Below are 14120 nucleotides of genomic sequence, written 5' to 3' on the forward strand. Positions count from 1 at the left end.
AACACAGCCACCATGACACCCAGCCTCAACGTGGGCCTTCTGGGCTTCGGTTACGCATCTGCCACTTTCCATGCGCCGCTGATCGCCTCTGTGCCGGGCCTCAAGCTCGCAGCCATCTCCAGCAGCCGGCCTGCCGATGTCAGGGCCCATTGGCCCGATGTGCAGATTTGCGAAACCCCGGAGGCCCTGATCGCGCGCCCTGAAATCGACCTGGTGGTGATCGCCACGCCCAACGACACGCATGCCCCACTGGCCGCACGGTCGCTGGCAGCGGGCAAGCATGTGGTCGTGGACAAACCCTTCACCCTGAGCGTGAGCGAGGCACAAGACCTGATCACACTGGCAAGCCAGCACCAGCGTGTGTTATCGGTGTTTCACAACCGCCGCTGGGATGCGGACTTTCTGAGCTTGCAGTCCGTATTGCAAAACGGTTTGCTGGGGCGAATCACACATTTTGAATCGCACTTTGACCGTTTTCGCCCTGTTGTGCGCCAGCGTTGGCGCGAGTCGGCCAAGCCCGGAGGCGGGCTCTGGTATGACCTGGGCCCCCACTTGCTGGACCAGGCATTGCAATTGTTTGGCACGCCGCAAAGCCTGTGGCTGGACCAAGCCAGTCAGCGTGATGGCGCTCAGACCGATGATTGGTTTCACGCCGTCTTGCGTTACGGCCCCATGCGTGTGTTGCTGCATGCCAGTGCGCTGACTGCGCACGTCGCGCCGCGCTTTGTTGTGCACGGCACCACCGGTTCGCTCACCAAATGGGGGCTGGACACGCAAGAAGACGCGCTGAAGGCCGGGCTGCGCCCACCCCAACCGAATTGGGGTGTTGACCCGAACCCACTGCAACTGACTTTGTCAGATGCGCAGCAAACGCTGAGCGAACGCCTGCAGCCTTGCGTGCAAGGTGATTACCCGCAGTATTACGCCCACTTGCGCGATGCCGTGCTGCATGGCGCGCCCAACCCTGTGACGGCGCAACAAGCTTTGCAAGTGATGACACTGCTTGAATTGGGCGTGCAAAGCGCGCAAGAAGGCCGCGTTTTACCGATGACCGCCTGAGCGCTCAAAAGTCCATGTCGTATTCAACCGTGATCGGCGCATGGTCCGAGAACTTTTCGTCCTTGTAAATCGACTCGGTTCGCGCTTTGTCTGCCAACGCAGGGGTGGCCAAATGGTAGTCCAGCCGCCAGCCCACGTTCTTCGCGTAAGCCTGCCCCCGGTTGCTCCACCAGGTGTAGCAAGCGTCTGTGGTGTCGGGCTTGAGTCGGCGATACACATCGACCACACCGCCTTCGGTGGTGAGCTGCGTCATCCAAGCCCGCTCTTCAGGCAAAAAGCCGCTGTTCTTCTGGTTGCTGCGCCAGTTTTTCAGGTCGGCTTGCTGGTGCGCGATGTTCACATCGCTGCAAACCACGAACTCCCGCTCGGCTTTGAGGGCCATGAGGTGCGGATACATCTTGTCGAGGAACCGGAACTTGGCTTCTTGCCGTTCGGGGCCCGACGAGCCGCTGGGGAAATAGCTGCTGATGATGGACAGCTTGCGCGCAGGGGTGTCAAAACGCAGCTCCACATAGCGCCCCTCGGCATCGAACTCGCCGCCATCAAAACCCACCACCACGTCGCTGGGCTCATGCCGGGTATACACACCCACGCCCGAGTAGCCTTTTTTCTCTGCAAACTGGAAATGGCCCTTCAGACCCGCCATTTCCTCAAACTTGCCCGCCACATCAGCGGCCTGCGCTTTGACTTCTTGCACACAAATACAATCGGGCATGGCTTGCGCCAACCAAGCCTCGACCCCTTTGGTCGAAGCAGAACGAATGCCGTTCAAGTTAAGGCTGGTGAGTTTGAACAAGGATTTCCCCATGGTGACAGAACAGGCAAGCGGCGCCGAAATGCAGGCGCTCGCTCAGGAATTTGTGCAATTTGCGGTCGACTCGGGCGTGCTGCGCTTTGGTGAATTCAAAACCAAAGCCGGGCGCATGAGCCCTTATTTCTTCAATGCCGGGCTGTTTGACGATGGCGCCAAGCTCAGCCGACTGGCGCAATTCTATGCAAAAGCCCTGTTGGCCAGCGGCATCGAATTCGACATGATCTTTGGCCCTGCCTACAAGGGCATCCCGCTGGGTGCGGCGGTCGCGGTCGAGTTGGCCCGCCTGGGCAAGAACGTGCCTTTTGCCTACAACCGCAAGGAAGCCAAAGACCACGGCGAAGGCGGCAGTCTGGTGGGTGCCCCCCTCCAGGGCCGCGTGCTGATCGTGGACGATGTGATGAGCGCGGGCACTGCTGCCCGCGAGTCGATCGCGCTGATCCAGGCCGCTGGCGCGACACCCCACGCCATTGCCATTGCCCTGGACCGCCAGGAAATGGCCACCGAAAAGCAGGCCGACGGCTCGGTGCAGGACGTGCCACACAGCGCGGTTCAATATGTGCGCAACACGCTGGGCATGCAGGTCTGCACCATTGCCCAGCTGTCTGACCTGTTGGCTTATTTGTCCGCCCAAAGCGGCAACGAACTGGGCGAGCACCTGCCCAAAGTGCAAGCCTACCGCGACCGTTATGGCGTTTGAATCTGCCCCACAAGTTGGTTGACCCACTGCGCCCTAAGGCCTGCAAGCATCCCCAAAAGCAAGGTGTAACAAGACCTAAAAGGTTATTGGCCTGATGGGGTTGAGCAGGTATTATGGTGGGTTAAGCAACTGTTTTTATATTGTGAAATTTAAGCTTCTTTCCATTGCAACCTGTTTGCTGATGGCCACCACCTTGGTTCATGCAGCGCCTGAAGACGATCAGGCGGGCGGGCTCAAGCGCGGGTCGGAATTGGTCAACCTGATGCAGTTGGGCGATCAAATGAAGACCAGCGTGGGTGAAAAAACCAACCAGATGCTGGGCCAAGCCATGACCTTGCTGGGTGTGCCCTACAAACGGGGGGGAAGCACGGTTGAAACCGGCTTTGACTGCAGCGGCTTCGTGCGCCACATGTATGAAACATCGATTGGTCGCTTGCTGCCAAGACGCGCCGAAGAACAAGCTGCTGTGACAGACAAAATTGACCGCAGCGAACTGCACCCTGGTGATCTGGTCTTTTTCAACACCATGCGCCGCACATTCAGCCACGTAGGCATCTACATCGGCGATGGTAAGTTCATCCATTCGCCCAGCTCCGGTAAATCCGTGCGTGTAGACGACCTGCGGGAAGCCTATTGGACCAAGCGCTTCACAGGTGCACGACGGGTTCAGGAAGCCTCTCCCAGCGAAACCACCAAACGCTGAACTGAGCAGCCGGCAACAAAAACGCCACCGCGAAGGGTGGCGAACTTGACTTTGGTGCGGCTGGCGGGGATCGAACCCACGACCCTTGGCTTCGGAGGCCAATACTCTATCCACTGAGCTACAGCCGCACTGCTGAACGGATTATCTCACGGCTTGTCTTTCTCGCTGGATGCTGCAAGTCCGGTGAAGGGTGGGCCGCTATAATCCTCGGTTGATTACGGTCAACACCCAGGCCCAAAGGCCAAGCCCAACAAGAGGATCTCATGAGCGACAACAGCCACGATCAACACGAAGCACACACCGGCCCGGTGAAAACGCCAAAGCAAATGCTTTTGCTGAGTCTGGCTTCTTTCATCATTCCGGTGTTCATCATCATCGGCTTGGTGTTCTATGTCACTTCGGCCAACAAGACAGCACCTGGCGCAAGCGACTCCGAGCGGTCGGTTGCCCAACGCATTCAGAAAGTTGGCACTGTCGAAGTTCGGGATGCCAACCGTCCGCTGAAAGCCGGTGAAGAAGTTTACAAAGCGCAGTGCGCAGCCTGCCACGCCATTGGCGCTGCTGGCTCACCCAAGTTTGCCGATGCTGGCGCTTGGGGGCCTCGCATCAAGCAAGGTCTGGAGACTTTGGTCAACTCAGCGCTCAAAGGTAAAAACGCCATGGGCGCACAAGGCGGTGGCGATTTCAACGACACGGAAATTGCGCGCGCTGTGGTCTACATGGCCAACAATGCAGGTGGCAAGTTCGATGAACCCAAGGCACCTGCTGCTGAAGGCGAAAAGAAATAAAGCACTCCGTGCTTTGAAAAAACCGATCCTTGGGGTCGGTTTTTTTATGTCTGTTCCAGACCTTTGCCATCACCGCTTTGCTGTGGGCTGATGACAAATCCAAAGCGCTCTGGCAAGGCCTCGGACAAGCAATCCTCAGGCGTCCAAAAACCTCTTTCAATGGCTTCGGCAACCAGCCCCACATCCAGGGTGTGAACCAGGCCAAACCCCGCTGTGGTGTCCAGGTAAACACGCCCGGTTTCGTCAACCAGGCATGCGCGCACCTGCATGGCTTGTTGACCTGTGTGCGCAGTCGGCTCGAAGCTTTCGTTCAGCCGCCAAATGTAGGGCGCAACTTCCAGCTCGATGTAGACCCGTTGCGGTCCATTCTGGAAAAACCACCGGCCTTGCGCGTCGGCATCGTAGTTACGATGAATGAAGTCGATCAGCTTTTCGTGCCGCAGCACCGAGCCTTTGGCGCCTGCTTGACCACTTTGAAACGCGCCCAAAAGCTGCACACGATCGTCGCGCATGTGCCATTGCCCGCGACTGTCCAGACCCAGCCAACCAAAACAATCAGGCACATTCGGCCACTTGACCATGGCTTGTCGAACGATGTCATCCATGACGCACCGCGCCTTCCTGAATCTGTTGCCCTGAAGCCCTCAGTAGCCAGCCCCCTACGGCATCGGGCAAGCCACGGACGTGGCTTGGCCAACTGCCCTCGGCAAATCCGACATGCCCCCCATGCTCGGGCTGCCAGAGCGTGACCGAGCGCGACACATCGGTCTTTTGCGGCAGGCTGCTCGCAGGTACAAAGGGATCGTTGCGCGCATTCAAAGCCAAAGCGGGCAGGCCAATGTTGTGCATCACCGGTTTGGCAGATGCTTTGGACCAGTAATCGTCCGTGTTTTTGAACCCATGCAAAGGCGCCGTGAACACATTGTCAAACTCGTACAGGTCTCGCGCAACCATGAGCTGCTGCCGGTCAAACAAGCCGGGGTGCTGGGCCAACTTGGCCAACGCCTTTGGCTTCATGCTTCGTAAAAACATGCGGGTATAAATCTGACGGTTCAAGCCACGGCCTATGGCGTGACCGCTTTGCACCAAATCAAGCGGCGAACAAATCGAAGCGATGGCATCTGCCGTTTGCAAGGCGGCTGTGCCATGCTCGGCGGCCCAACGCATCAAGGCATTGCCGCCCAAGGACACGCCTGCGGCGATCAGTGTTTGCCCACCCTGCGATTGGTGCTGCTGGCGCAAACGGCGCAACACCCAATCGATTTCCTGGTGATCCCCTGAATGGTATGCGCGCGGTCCATGGTTGAGCTCGCCACTGCAGCCGCGAAAGTGCGGCAGCGCAAAGTTGAGGTCATGCGCGGCAGCCCAGTCGGCGAAGGCCTGTGCGTAATGGCTGTCGGATGAGCCTTCCAGGCCATGAAACAGCACCATCATGGGGCGGTCTTGGCGGCTGGCGCTTTGTCGATCGACATCGATGAAGTCAGCGTCCGGTGTCACCCAGCGCTCGCGCTGCCTGGGCAATACCGCGCCCCAGCGCCTGCGCGCATACAGCGCGGGCCAAATGGTCTGGGCATGCCCACCGGGCAGCCATGCGGGTGCGCGGTAATGCATCAACGTCAGTGCAACACTGTGGGTTTGACGCCCACATCCACCGAGTCATTCGGAGTGCCCGGACTGGCATGGTGGGCCACCATGCGCCAGCCTTGCGGCATTTTCTGGTAAACATTGGTGGCAATCACAAAGGCCTGTTTGGCCCCTTGCGGCGTGATCACTTCCACACGCTCCACCAAGTGATGCACGGCGCATGCCAGCGACACCACTTTGTGGATTCTTTCCGGATGGGCCTGCACGCTGCCATTGGCGAACATGCCTTCAAACGCAGATCGAATGGCGCCAGGCCCGATGATGCGCGGACCGCCCGGGTGCACGCAAACGATGTCATCTTCTTCTGCCCAACACGCCATGAGCTGCTCGATGTCGGCGTTGTGCAGCGCCTCATAAAAGCTTTGTTCGATGTCGTCGGGTGTTCCACCCACGATGGCGGCTTGCAATTTGGCTCGTTTCATGATTCGGACAAGTCTACACGCGCCCATGGTGCGCCGGGCAACAAAAAACCCGGCCACATCGCTGCGCCGGGTTTTTGAAGATGCCTGCACAAGTGCAAGCGCCGTTTTTGAACAGCTTCTTATTTTTTGCGGTATTTGCGCAAAGCCGACAACTGAGCCGCCAAGACAGCCAACTCGGACTGGGCACGGGCCAAGTCGATTTCGCTTTTGGCATTGCGCAGCGCTTCTTCAGCGGCTGCTTTGGCCGCATTGGCTTTCTCTTCGTCGAGGTCTTTGCCGCGGATCGCGGTGTCAGACAGCACGGTCACGCAGTCGGGCTGCACTTCCAGAATGCCACCCGCAACGAAAACAAATTCCTCGCCGCCGTCAGCCGTCTCGATGCGAACCGAACCGGCTTTGATGCGGGTGATCAGCGGGGTGTGGCGTGGGTAAATGCCCAGTTCGCCAGACTCGCCAGGCAAAGCCACAAACCGAGCTTCGCCCGAGTAGATGGACTCTTCTGCACTGACCACATCAACGTGGATGGTGTTCATGTTTACTCCTTAAAAAGGTGCGTTGAAGCGGACTACGGGGAGACTGGATCAGCCGCCCCGAGGCTCTGCTTTACGCTGCCTTTTTGGCCTTTTCGAAAGCTTCGTCGATGGTGCCGACCATGTAGAAAGCTTGCTCTGGCAGGTGATCGCACTCGCCAGCCACAATCATCTTGAAACCACGGATGGTTTCAGCCAATGTGACGTATTTGCCGGGCGAACCGGTGAACACTTCAGCGACGTGGAAAGGCTGCGACAGGAAACGCTGGATCTTGCGGGCACGGGCCACGGCCAACTTGTCTTCAGGTGCCAAGTCGTCCATGCCCATGATGGCGATGATGTCGCGCAGTTCGCGGTAACGCTGCAAGGTGCCTTGCACAGCGCGGGCTGTTTCGTAGTGGTCTTGACCGACCACCAATGGATCCAGCTGACGGCTGGTGGAGTCCAGAGGATCCACAGCGGGGTAGATACCCAGCGAAGCGATGTCACGGGACAACACAACGGTCGAGTCCAAGTGAGCGAAGGTGGTCGCTGGCGAGGGGTCGGTCAAGTCATCGGCTGGCACGTAAACGGCCTGGATGGAAGTGATCGAACCGACTTTCGTCGACGTGATACGTTCTTGCAAACGGCCCATTTCTTCGGCCAGCGTAGGCTGGTAACCCACAGCAGAAGGCATACGGCCCAACAAGGCGGACACTTCGGTACCGGCCAGTGTGTAGCGGTAGATGTTGTCCACGAAGAACAACACGTCTTTGCCTTCGTCACGGAAGGATTCGGCAATCGTCAGACCGGTCAGGGCGACGCGCAGACGGTTGCCTGGTGGCTCGTTCATCTGACCGTACACCATGGCCACTTTGGACTCAGGCAGGTTCTCGAGGTTCACAACGCCGGAATCGGCCATCTCGTGGTAAAAGTCGTTGCCTTCACGGGTACGCTCACCCACACCCGCGAACACGGACAAGCCGCTGTGCGCCTTGGCGATGTTGTTGATGAGTTCCATCATGTTCACGGTCTTGCCCACACCGGCACCACCGAACAAGCCGACCTTACCGCCTTTGGCGAAGGGGCACACCAAGTCAATCACTTTGATGCCGGTTTCCAGCAGTTCTTGCGAAGGGCTCAGTTCGTCGTAAGCAGGGGCTTTGCGGTGAATGGAAGCGGTGAGTTCCTGGCTGACAGGACCACGTTCGTCGATGGGCGCACCCAACACGTCCATGATGCGGCCCAGTGTGGCTTTGCCCACGGGCACGGTGATCGCCTTGCCGGTGTTGAACACCATCAGGCCACGGCGCAGACCGTCGGAAGAACCGAGCGCAATGGTGCGCACGATGCCGTCGCCGAGTTGCTGCTGCACTTCCAGGGTCAGCGCGGAGCCTTCCATTTTGAGTGCGTCATAAACCTTGGGCATCTGGTTGCGTGGAAATTCCACGTCGACCACAGCGCCAATACACTGAACAATTTTTCCTTGGGCTTGCATTTTTCGCTCCAAATAATTTGAATTTGCTGAACTGGGGATCAGCCGCTGATCGCGGCTGCGCCAGAGACGATTTCCGACAGTTCTTTGGTGATGGCTGCTTGACGGGTCTTGTTGTAAACGAGCTTGAGCTCGCCAATCACATTGCCTGCGTTGTCTGTAGCGGCCTTCATGGCCACCATGCGCGCAGCATGCTCAGAAGCCATGTTTTCGGCCACGGCTTGGTAAGCCAGGGCTTCTGCATAACGGATCAACAAATCGTCAATGACCGACTGGGCATCGGGCTCATAGATGTAATCCCATCCATGGGCCACGGCACCTGCTGCCTTGGTGTCTGCTTCCATCTTGGAAGAAGACAGTGGCAGCAGCTGGTCGATGGTGGGCACTTGCGCCATGGTGCTGACAAACTTGTTGTAGCACAGATACACAGCGCTCACCTCACCAGCGGCATAAGCGTCGAGCAGCACCTTGACGGGGCCAATCAGCTTGTCCAGATGAGGCTTGTCGCCCAGATGCGTCACATGCGCCACCACTTTGGCATTGACGCGGTTCAGGAAACCCAAACCTTTGCCGCCAACGGCCACGGCCAGAGGCGTTTTGCCTTCGGCCTGCGTTTCACGCAATTTACCTGTCACGGCGCGCAGCAGGTTGGTGTTCAAGCCACCGCACAATCCTTTGTCCGTGGTCACCACAATGAAGCCGACAGACTTGCCGTCGTTTTGCTTCATGAAGGCATGCACGTACTCAGGGTTGGCCTGCCCGAGATGAGTCGCAATGGTGCGAATCTTCTCGCTGTAAGGCCGGGCCGTGCGCATACGCTCCTGCGCCTTGCGCATTTTGGAGACGGAAATCATCTCCATGGCCTTGGTGATCTTCTTGGTGTTTTCCACCGATTTGATCTTGGTGCGTAGTTCCTTGCCCGATGCCATCAGCGGCTCCTTTTGATCAGGTAGAAATTAAGCAAAGCTTTTCTTGAAAGCAGCCACGGCAGCGGTCAATTCAGCCTCAGCCTCTTTGTCCAGTGCTTGCGAGCTTTCCATCTTGGCCAACAGGGCTGCGCTCTTGTCTTTGAGGTAAGCGTGCAGACCGTGTTCGAAAGCCAGGACTTTCTTAACGTCGATGTCGTCCATGAAGCCTTTGTTCACAGCAAACAGGCTGGCGCCCATCAAGCTGATCGACAGGGGGCTGTATTGGGCTTGCTTGAGCAATTCGGTCACGCGGGCACCGCGGTCGAGCTGCTTGCGTGTGGACTCGTCCAGATCGGAGGCGAACTGGGCGAAAGCGGCCAATTCACGGTACTGGGCCAAGTCGGTACGGATACCGCCAGACTGGCCTTTGATGATCTTGGTCTGAGCCGAGCTACCCACGCGGGACACCGAGATACCGGCGTTGATCGCAGGACGGATACCGGCGTTGAACAACGAGGTTTCCAGGAAGATCTGACCGTCGGTGATCGAAATCACGTTGGTTGGCACGAAAGCGGACACGTCACCAGCTTGCGTTTCGATGATGGGCAAAGCCGTCAAGGAACCTGTTTTGCCTTTGACAGCACCTTTGGTGAAGGCTTCGACGTAGTCGGCGTTCACGCGGGCTGCACGTTCGAGCAAACGGCTGTGGAGATAGAACACGTCGCCAGGGTAGGCTTCGCGGCCTGGTGGGCGGCGCAGCAACAGCGACACTTGACGGTAAGCCACGGCTTGCTTGGACAGATCGTCATAAACGATCAGTGCGTCTTCGCCACGGTCACGGAAGTATTCGCCCATCGTGCAACCCGAGTAGGCCGACACGTACTGCATCGCAGCCGATTCGGAGGCGGAAGCGGCCACGACGATGGTGTATTCCATCGCGCCAGCTTGTTCCAGAGCGCGCACCACGTTTTTGATCGACGAGGCTTTTTGGCCAATCGCGACGTAAACGCAGGTCATGTTCTGACCTTTTTGGTTGATGATGGCGTCGATCGCGACAGCTGTTTTACCAGTCTGGCGGTCGCCAATGATCAATTCGCGCTGACCACGGCCCACGGGCACCATGGAGTCGATCGACTTCAGACCGGTTTGCATCGGCTGGTCCACCGATTTACGTGCGATCACGCCAGGGGCGACTTTTTCGATCACGTCGGTCATCTTGGCGTTGATCGGGCCTTTGCCGTCAATCGGCTGACCCAAAGCGTTCACCACGCGGCCAATCAGTTCGGGGCCCACGGGCACTTCCAGAATGCGGCCTGTGCACTTGACAGTGTCGCCTTCGGAGATGTGCTCGTACTCACCCAAGATCACGGCGCCAACCGAGTCACGCTCGAGGTTCAGGGCCAGACCAAAAGTGGCAGTGCCATCGGCTGTGGATGGGAATTCGAGCATTTCGCCCTGCATCACATCAGACAAGCCATGGACGCGAACGATACCGTCGGTCACGGACACCACGGTGCCCTGGTTGCGGATATCGGCGCTGGCGGACAGCCCTTCGATGCGGCTCTTGATCAGTTCAGAAATTTCTGCGGGATTGAGTTGCATGACTCTTTCCTTCTTTCTTTAAATATGTCCGGTCTCAATCCGCATCAAGCGGTGAGGGCCGATTTCATTTGTTCCAGTCGGGCCTTGACAGAGGTATCGAGCACCTCGTCGCCCACCACCACACGAATGCCACCGATCAGGGCGGCATCTTGCTCGACGCTCACATTGAGCTTGCGCGCAAAGCGTTTTTCGAGCGTGGACGACAAATCAGCCAAAGCCGATGCGTCGATGGGAAATGCGCTGTAAACCACCGCGTCAGCGGTGCCACCTTGCGCATTCATGAGGGCCCGGTACTGCTGTGCAACGACAGGCAGCGCACTGAGACGGCGGTTTTCGATCACCAGGCGCAGGAAATTCTTGCCAGCCTCGGGCAGTGCTGTGCGCACCACGCCAGAGATCAGCTCGAATGCCTGCTCATCGGACACTTTGGGGCTGTCGGCGAACTGTTGCAATTGCGCGTTGTCGGCAATTGCAGCCAGTTCATCCAGCCAAGCGGCCGTGCCAGCAAGATCGGATGCCTGCGCTTTGAAAAGCGCATCGGCATAAGGGCGGGCGATGGTAGCAAGTTCTGCCATGGTCTTCTCTGGCTGGAGCTTCTTACAGCTCGGTCTTGAGGCGGCTCAGCAGATCAGCGTGGACACCGGCGTTGACTTCCTTGCGGAGAATCTGCTCGGCGCCTTTGACGGCCAAAGCTGCGACCTGCTCACGCAGAACCTCGCGGGCCTTGACAGCCTGCTGCTCAGCTTCAGCTTTTGCAGCGGCGATGATCTTGTTGCCTTCTTCGGTGGCACGTGCTTTGGCTTCGTCAACGATGCCATTTGCACGGCGCTCGGCATCAGCCAGGCGCGAAGCCGTCTCGTTGCGCGACTGGGCCAACTCGGACTCGACACGCGCATTGGCGCTGGAGAGTTCGGCTTTGGCTTTGTCTGCGGCAGCGAGGCCGTCAGCGATTTTCTGTGCCCGTTCGTCGAGCGCTTTTGTGATCGGGGGCCACACGAATTTCATCGTGAACCACACCAGAATCGCAAAAACGATCATCTGAATGAACAGAGTAGCGTTAATGTTCACGGTTCAGTCCTTCTTCTGTTGGAAGAGGTACGTGGATTACTTCAGAACGAAGGGGTTGGCGAAGGCGAACAGCAAAGCGATGGCCACACCAATCAGGAACGCAGCGTCGATCAGACCAGCCAAGATGAACATCTTGGTTTGGAGTTCGTTCATCAACTCAGGTTGACGAGCCGAAGACTCGAGGAATTTGCCGCCCATCAAAGCGATACCGATGGAAGCACCGATAGCGCCCAGACCAACGATCAAACCACATGCCAATGCCACCAGGCCGAGAATGTTTTCCATGAGAAGCTCCTAAAAGTTAGTGGAAAAAAGAAACAGGAAACGAGAGAAAAAGTGTCATCAATGTGCGTCGTGCGCTTGACCTGTGTAGATCAGCGTCAACATCATAAAGATGAAGGCTTGCAAGGTGATGACCAGGATGTGGAACAAAGTCCACACGGTACCGGCAAGGATATGACCAATGGCCAGACCCACACCGGTTGCCGACAATGCCCAGCCGCCACCCATGAGGGCAATCAACATGAACACCAACTCACCCGCAAACATGTTGCCAAACAGTCGCATGCCATGCGAAACCGTCTTGGCCAAATATTCAATCATCTGCATCAAGAAGTTAATCGGATACAGAGCCCAATGGTCACCAAAGGGCGCAGCAATCAGCTCGTGAGCCCAACCGCCCAAGCCTTTGATCTTGATGTTGTAGACCAAGCAAATGAACAGCACCGAGCAAGACAAGCCCAATGTGGAAGACAGGTCAGCCGTAGGCACGACGCGCAAATAATCTTTGAAGCCCAAAGCTGGACCAGCAGCATGCCAGGCACCTGGAATCAGGTCCACAGGCAACATGTCCATGGCGTTCATCAGGAAAATCCAGACGAACACGGTCAGCGCCAAAGGAGAAATGAGTTTGCGGCTCTTGGCGTTGTGAATCACGCCCTTGGCCTGGTTTTCAACCATTTCAGACAAGATTTCAACGGCAGCCTGGAAGCGGCCAGGCACACCCGAAGTGGCTTTGCGGGCAGCAGCCCACAGGACGATGCAGCCAATCACACCCAACACGAGCGAAAAGACAACCGAGTCCAGATTGAACAGACTGAAGTCAACGATGCTCGTTTGCTTGACGCCTTCAAATGAAAAATTCATTTGAAGGTGTTGCAGGTGGTGCTGGATGTACTCTCCAGCCGTTGGGGCATGCGCGCCAGCGTTTTCAGCAGACATAAATCACCAATCAGTTCATAAAAATTTCGGCTTCGACTTGGGTTGCATCCAGCCCAGCGCCATGGCCAGCCAATACACCTTCATCGTCACCACAAAACCGGCCACCAAGGCAAACCAGCTCAGATCTGAAATCACTTTCGGCGCCACCAAAAGCAGCGCCACGGTCAAGACGATCTTGACCAATTCCCAAACAAACAAACCCACCAAGGCAGAACCTGATGGGGTGCGCCGCATTTGCCGGCTCAAAGCCCGGACAAACACAACAGCAGGAATCACCACCGCCACAGAACCCCATGCCGCCGATGCCGCCAATCGGAACTGCCCACTGACCAAACCGGTCAGCGCAGCCACCAGGGCACCCACCACCACCTGCAAAGCCAGCACACGCCAAGGCGAAACCACTGGGTTTTGTTGCCGCCAAGCTTGCGCTTGTTCGGCAGTCAGGGGCTTGAATTCGGGCTCAAGACCTTCATCTGCAGCATCAGACATGTTGTCCGGGATACCCGTTTCCGGGGATGAGGCGATTTTGACCATCTCAAATTACACCGAAGTTACGTACACGGCAAATCCTGCAAAGCCTTCGATTATACGTAGAAACCCGTGCGTGAGAAGCCACTGACACGCGACAAAACCCCACAAACTGAATGTAAGCCGCCCCAACAGCGACAATTGCACAGCCAGTCCGGCTTCAGGACGCCCTTTAAATCGACTTGATCGACCCCCTACATATGTACGAATGGATTAAATTTTTTCACCTTGGCGCAGGCGTTGTCTGGCTCGGTGGCATGGCCTTGCTGCTGTTGGCTTTGCGCCCGGCGGTCATTGCCCACATGGCCCCCCCCGAGCGCTTGGCCCTGATGTCCGCAGTGCTGTCCCGCTTTTTTGTGATGGTCTGGATTTCGATCGCCCTGATTCTCGCCTCAGGATTCTGGATGTTGTCCGTGGCCGACATGAAGCTAGCCCCCAAAGGCTGGCATGCCATGTCAGGGCTGGGGGTGTTGATGTGCCTCATTTTTGCGCACATCTGGTTTGCGCCGTTTCGCCGACTGAAGGCCGCCGTGCTGTCCGCCGACTGGCCTGCAGCAAGCAATGCCCTTGGGCAAATCCACCCCTTGGTCGTCGCCAATTTCGTGCTGGGCTGGTTGGCGGTTTTGGCCGTGGTGGTCTGGCGTTAAGCTTACGAGCTAATC

18 protein-coding genes and 1 tRNA gene are annotated in these 14120 nt (G+C 57.4%); 5 read left to right on the forward strand and 14 right to left on the reverse strand.

Annotated features, from left to right (window positions below; translation table 11 throughout):
• Window positions 1–12: 12 nt before the first annotated feature.
• Window positions 13–1059, forward strand: coding sequence for an oxidoreductase (locus tag ACZ5VE_RS13885; protein WP_464455719.1), 1047 nt, complete (start codon window positions 13–15; stop codon window positions 1057–1059).
• Window positions 1060–1063: 4 nt separating this feature from the next.
• On the opposite strand, the gene ACZ5VE_RS13890 is transcribed toward ACZ5VE_RS13885, so the two are convergent.
• Entirely contained in the window at window positions 1064–1867 is an 804-nt protein-coding gene (locus ACZ5VE_RS13890; protein ID WP_464455720.1) for an exodeoxyribonuclease III, read from the reverse strand.
• Between ACZ5VE_RS13890 and pyrE the strand changes: the two genes are divergently transcribed.
• Together pyrE and ACZ5VE_RS13900 are read left to right on the forward strand one after the other, a co-directional pair.
• Window positions 1866–2570, forward strand: a complete 705-nt coding sequence (gene pyrE, locus ACZ5VE_RS13895) for an orotate phosphoribosyltransferase (RefSeq protein WP_464455721.1) — start codon at window positions 1866–1868, stop codon at window positions 2568–2570. The two genes, ACZ5VE_RS13890 and pyrE, sit on opposite strands and share 2 nt — an antisense overlap.
• A 181-nt stretch (window positions 2571–2751) precedes the next feature.
• Window positions 2752–3273: a C40 family peptidase gene (locus tag ACZ5VE_RS13900; protein ID WP_464455722.1), complete on the forward strand. Its 522-nt coding sequence runs from the start codon at window positions 2752–2754 to the stop codon at window positions 3271–3273.
• A 52-nt stretch (window positions 3274–3325) separates the two neighbouring features.
• Here ACZ5VE_RS13900 and ACZ5VE_RS13905 read toward each other — a convergent pair.
• Window positions 3326–3401 (reverse strand) — tRNA-Arg (locus ACZ5VE_RS13905).
• 135 nt (window positions 3402–3536) lie between these two features.
• On the opposite strand from ACZ5VE_RS13905, the gene ACZ5VE_RS13910 reads away from it, so the two are divergent.
• Window positions 3537–4061, forward strand: coding sequence for a c-type cytochrome (locus ACZ5VE_RS13910; protein ID WP_464455723.1), 525 nt, complete (start codon window positions 3537–3539; stop codon window positions 4059–4061).
• Window positions 4062–4105: 44 nt separating this feature from the next.
• Here ACZ5VE_RS13910 and ACZ5VE_RS13915 read toward each other — a convergent pair whose 3' ends face one another.
• The 12 genes from ACZ5VE_RS13915 to ACZ5VE_RS13970 all read right to left on the reverse strand — a co-directional run bounded on the left by ACZ5VE_RS13915 (window position 4106) and on the right by ACZ5VE_RS13970 (window position 13419).
• Window positions 4106–4666 carry a DUF2946 family protein gene (locus ACZ5VE_RS13915; RefSeq protein WP_464455724.1) on the reverse strand — a complete coding sequence of 187 codons (561 nt, stop codon included), beginning with the start codon at window positions 4664–4666 and terminating at the stop codon, window positions 4106–4108.
• Entirely contained in the window at window positions 4659–5672 is a 1014-nt protein-coding gene (locus ACZ5VE_RS13920) for a YheT family hydrolase (protein ID WP_464455725.1), read from the reverse strand. The genes ACZ5VE_RS13915 and ACZ5VE_RS13920 overlap by 8 nt, the downstream gene beginning before the upstream one ends.
• A 5-nt stretch (window positions 5673–5677) precedes the next feature.
• Window positions 5678–6127 carry a YybH family protein gene (locus tag ACZ5VE_RS13925; RefSeq protein WP_464455726.1) on the reverse strand — a complete coding sequence of 150 codons (450 nt, stop codon included), beginning with the start codon at window positions 6125–6127 and terminating at the stop codon, window positions 5678–5680.
• A 119-nt stretch (window positions 6128–6246) separates the two neighbouring features.
• Entirely contained in the window at window positions 6247–6660 is a 414-nt protein-coding gene (locus ACZ5VE_RS13930) for a F0F1 ATP synthase subunit epsilon (RefSeq protein ID WP_464455727.1), read from the reverse strand.
• A 70-nt stretch (window positions 6661–6730) separates the two neighbouring features.
• Window positions 6731–8134, reverse strand: a complete 1404-nt coding sequence (gene atpD, locus ACZ5VE_RS13935) for a F0F1 ATP synthase subunit beta (protein WP_464455728.1) — start codon at window positions 8132–8134, stop codon at window positions 6731–6733.
• A gap of 38 nt (window positions 8135–8172) precedes the next feature.
• Complete coding sequence (atpG, locus tag ACZ5VE_RS13940) at window positions 8173–9060, reverse strand: F0F1 ATP synthase subunit gamma (protein ID WP_464455729.1); 888 nt, start codon at window positions 9058–9060, stop codon at window positions 8173–8175.
• Window positions 9061–9087: 27 nt separating this feature from the next.
• A complete protein-coding gene (gene atpA, locus ACZ5VE_RS13945; RefSeq protein ID WP_464455730.1) occupies window positions 9088–10641 on the reverse strand; it encodes a F0F1 ATP synthase subunit alpha in 1554 nt (517 codons plus the stop codon).
• Between the two features lie 44 nt (window positions 10642–10685).
• Window positions 10686–11216 (reverse strand): F0F1 ATP synthase subunit delta, encoded by a 531-nt coding sequence (locus ACZ5VE_RS13950; RefSeq protein WP_464455731.1) that lies wholly within the window; start codon window positions 11214–11216, stop codon window positions 10686–10688.
• Window positions 11217–11238: 22 nt separating this feature from the next.
• Window positions 11239–11709 carry a F0F1 ATP synthase subunit B gene (locus tag ACZ5VE_RS13955; protein WP_464455732.1) on the reverse strand — a complete coding sequence of 157 codons (471 nt, stop codon included), beginning with the start codon at window positions 11707–11709 and terminating at the stop codon, window positions 11239–11241.
• A gap of 36 nt (window positions 11710–11745) precedes the next feature.
• A complete protein-coding gene (gene atpE / locus ACZ5VE_RS13960) occupies window positions 11746–11994 on the reverse strand; it encodes a F0F1 ATP synthase subunit C (protein ID WP_019429175.1) in 249 nt (82 codons plus the stop codon).
• Window positions 11995–12051: 57 nt separating this feature from the next.
• The gene (gene atpB / locus ACZ5VE_RS13965) at window positions 12052–12930 is read right to left on the reverse strand and encodes a F0F1 ATP synthase subunit A (protein WP_108285748.1); all 879 of its coding nucleotides are present in this window, start codon (window positions 12928–12930) and stop codon (window positions 12052–12054) included.
• Window positions 12931–12945: 15 nt separating this feature from the next.
• Entirely contained in the window at window positions 12946–13419 is a 474-nt protein-coding gene (locus ACZ5VE_RS13970; RefSeq protein ID WP_464455733.1) for an ATP synthase subunit I, read from the reverse strand.
• A 239-nt stretch (window positions 13420–13658) separates the two neighbouring features.
• Here ACZ5VE_RS13970 and ACZ5VE_RS13975 point away from each other — a divergent pair, with 239 nt between their 5' ends.
• On the forward strand, window positions 13659–14105 hold the full coding sequence (locus ACZ5VE_RS13975) for a CopD family protein (RefSeq protein ID WP_464455734.1): 447 nt from the start codon (window positions 13659–13661) through the stop codon (window positions 14103–14105).
• Window positions 14106–14120 lie beyond the last annotated feature (15 nt).

Source organism: Limnohabitans sp. INBF003, assembly GCF_055396645.1.

Bases quoted from the DNA above. Each gene is read 5' to 3' on its own strand.
- atpD (WP_464455728.1), bottom strand. From the start codon at position 8,134: ATGCAAGCCCAAGGAAAAATTGTTCAGTGTATTGGCGCTGTGGTCGAC.
- ACZ5VE_RS13970 (WP_464455733.1), bottom strand. From the start codon at position 13,419: ATGTCTGATGCTGCAGATGAAGGTCTTGAGCCCGAATTCAAGCCCCTG.
- ACZ5VE_RS13975 (WP_464455734.1), top strand. From the start codon at position 13,659: ATGTACGAATGGATTAAATTTTTTCACCTTGGCGCAGGCGTTGTCTGG.
- ACZ5VE_RS13890 (WP_464455720.1), bottom strand. From the start codon at position 1,867: ATGGGGAAATCCTTGTTCAAACTCACCAGCCTTAACTTGAACGGCATT.
- ACZ5VE_RS13915 (WP_464455724.1), bottom strand. From the start codon at position 4,666: ATGGATGACATCGTTCGACAAGCCATGGTCAAGTGGCCGAATGTGCCT.
- ACZ5VE_RS13925 (WP_464455726.1), bottom strand. From the start codon at position 6,127: ATGAAACGAGCCAAATTGCAAGCCGCCATCGTGGGTGGAACACCCGAC.
- ACZ5VE_RS13885 (WP_464455719.1), top strand. From the start codon at position 13: ATGACACCCAGCCTCAACGTGGGCCTTCTGGGCTTCGGTTACGCATCT.
- pyrE (WP_464455721.1), top strand. From the start codon at position 1,866: ATGGTGACAGAACAGGCAAGCGGCGCCGAAATGCAGGCGCTCGCTCAG.
- atpA (WP_464455730.1), bottom strand. From the start codon at position 10,641: ATGCAACTCAATCCCGCAGAAATTTCTGAACTGATCAAGAGCCGCATC.
- ACZ5VE_RS13930 (WP_464455727.1), bottom strand. From the start codon at position 6,660: ATGAACACCATCCACGTTGATGTGGTCAGTGCAGAAGAGTCCATCTAC.
- ACZ5VE_RS13910 (WP_464455723.1), top strand. From the start codon at position 3,537: ATGAGCGACAACAGCCACGATCAACACGAAGCACACACCGGCCCGGTG.
- ACZ5VE_RS13900 (WP_464455722.1), top strand. From the start codon at position 2,752: ATGGCCACCACCTTGGTTCATGCAGCGCCTGAAGACGATCAGGCGGGC.
- atpE (WP_019429175.1), bottom strand. From the start codon at position 11,994: ATGGAAAACATTCTCGGCCTGGTGGCATTGGCATGTGGTTTGATCGTT.
- atpG (WP_464455729.1), bottom strand. From the start codon at position 9,060: ATGGCATCGGGCAAGGAACTACGCACCAAGATCAAATCGGTGGAAAAC.
- ACZ5VE_RS13920 (WP_464455725.1), bottom strand. From the start codon at position 5,672: ATGCATTACCGCGCACCCGCATGGCTGCCCGGTGGGCATGCCCAGACC.
- ACZ5VE_RS13950 (WP_464455731.1), bottom strand. From the start codon at position 11,216: ATGGCAGAACTTGCTACCATCGCCCGCCCTTATGCCGATGCGCTTTTC.
- atpB (WP_108285748.1), bottom strand. From the start codon at position 12,930: ATGTCTGCTGAAAACGCTGGCGCGCATGCCCCAACGGCTGGAGAGTAC.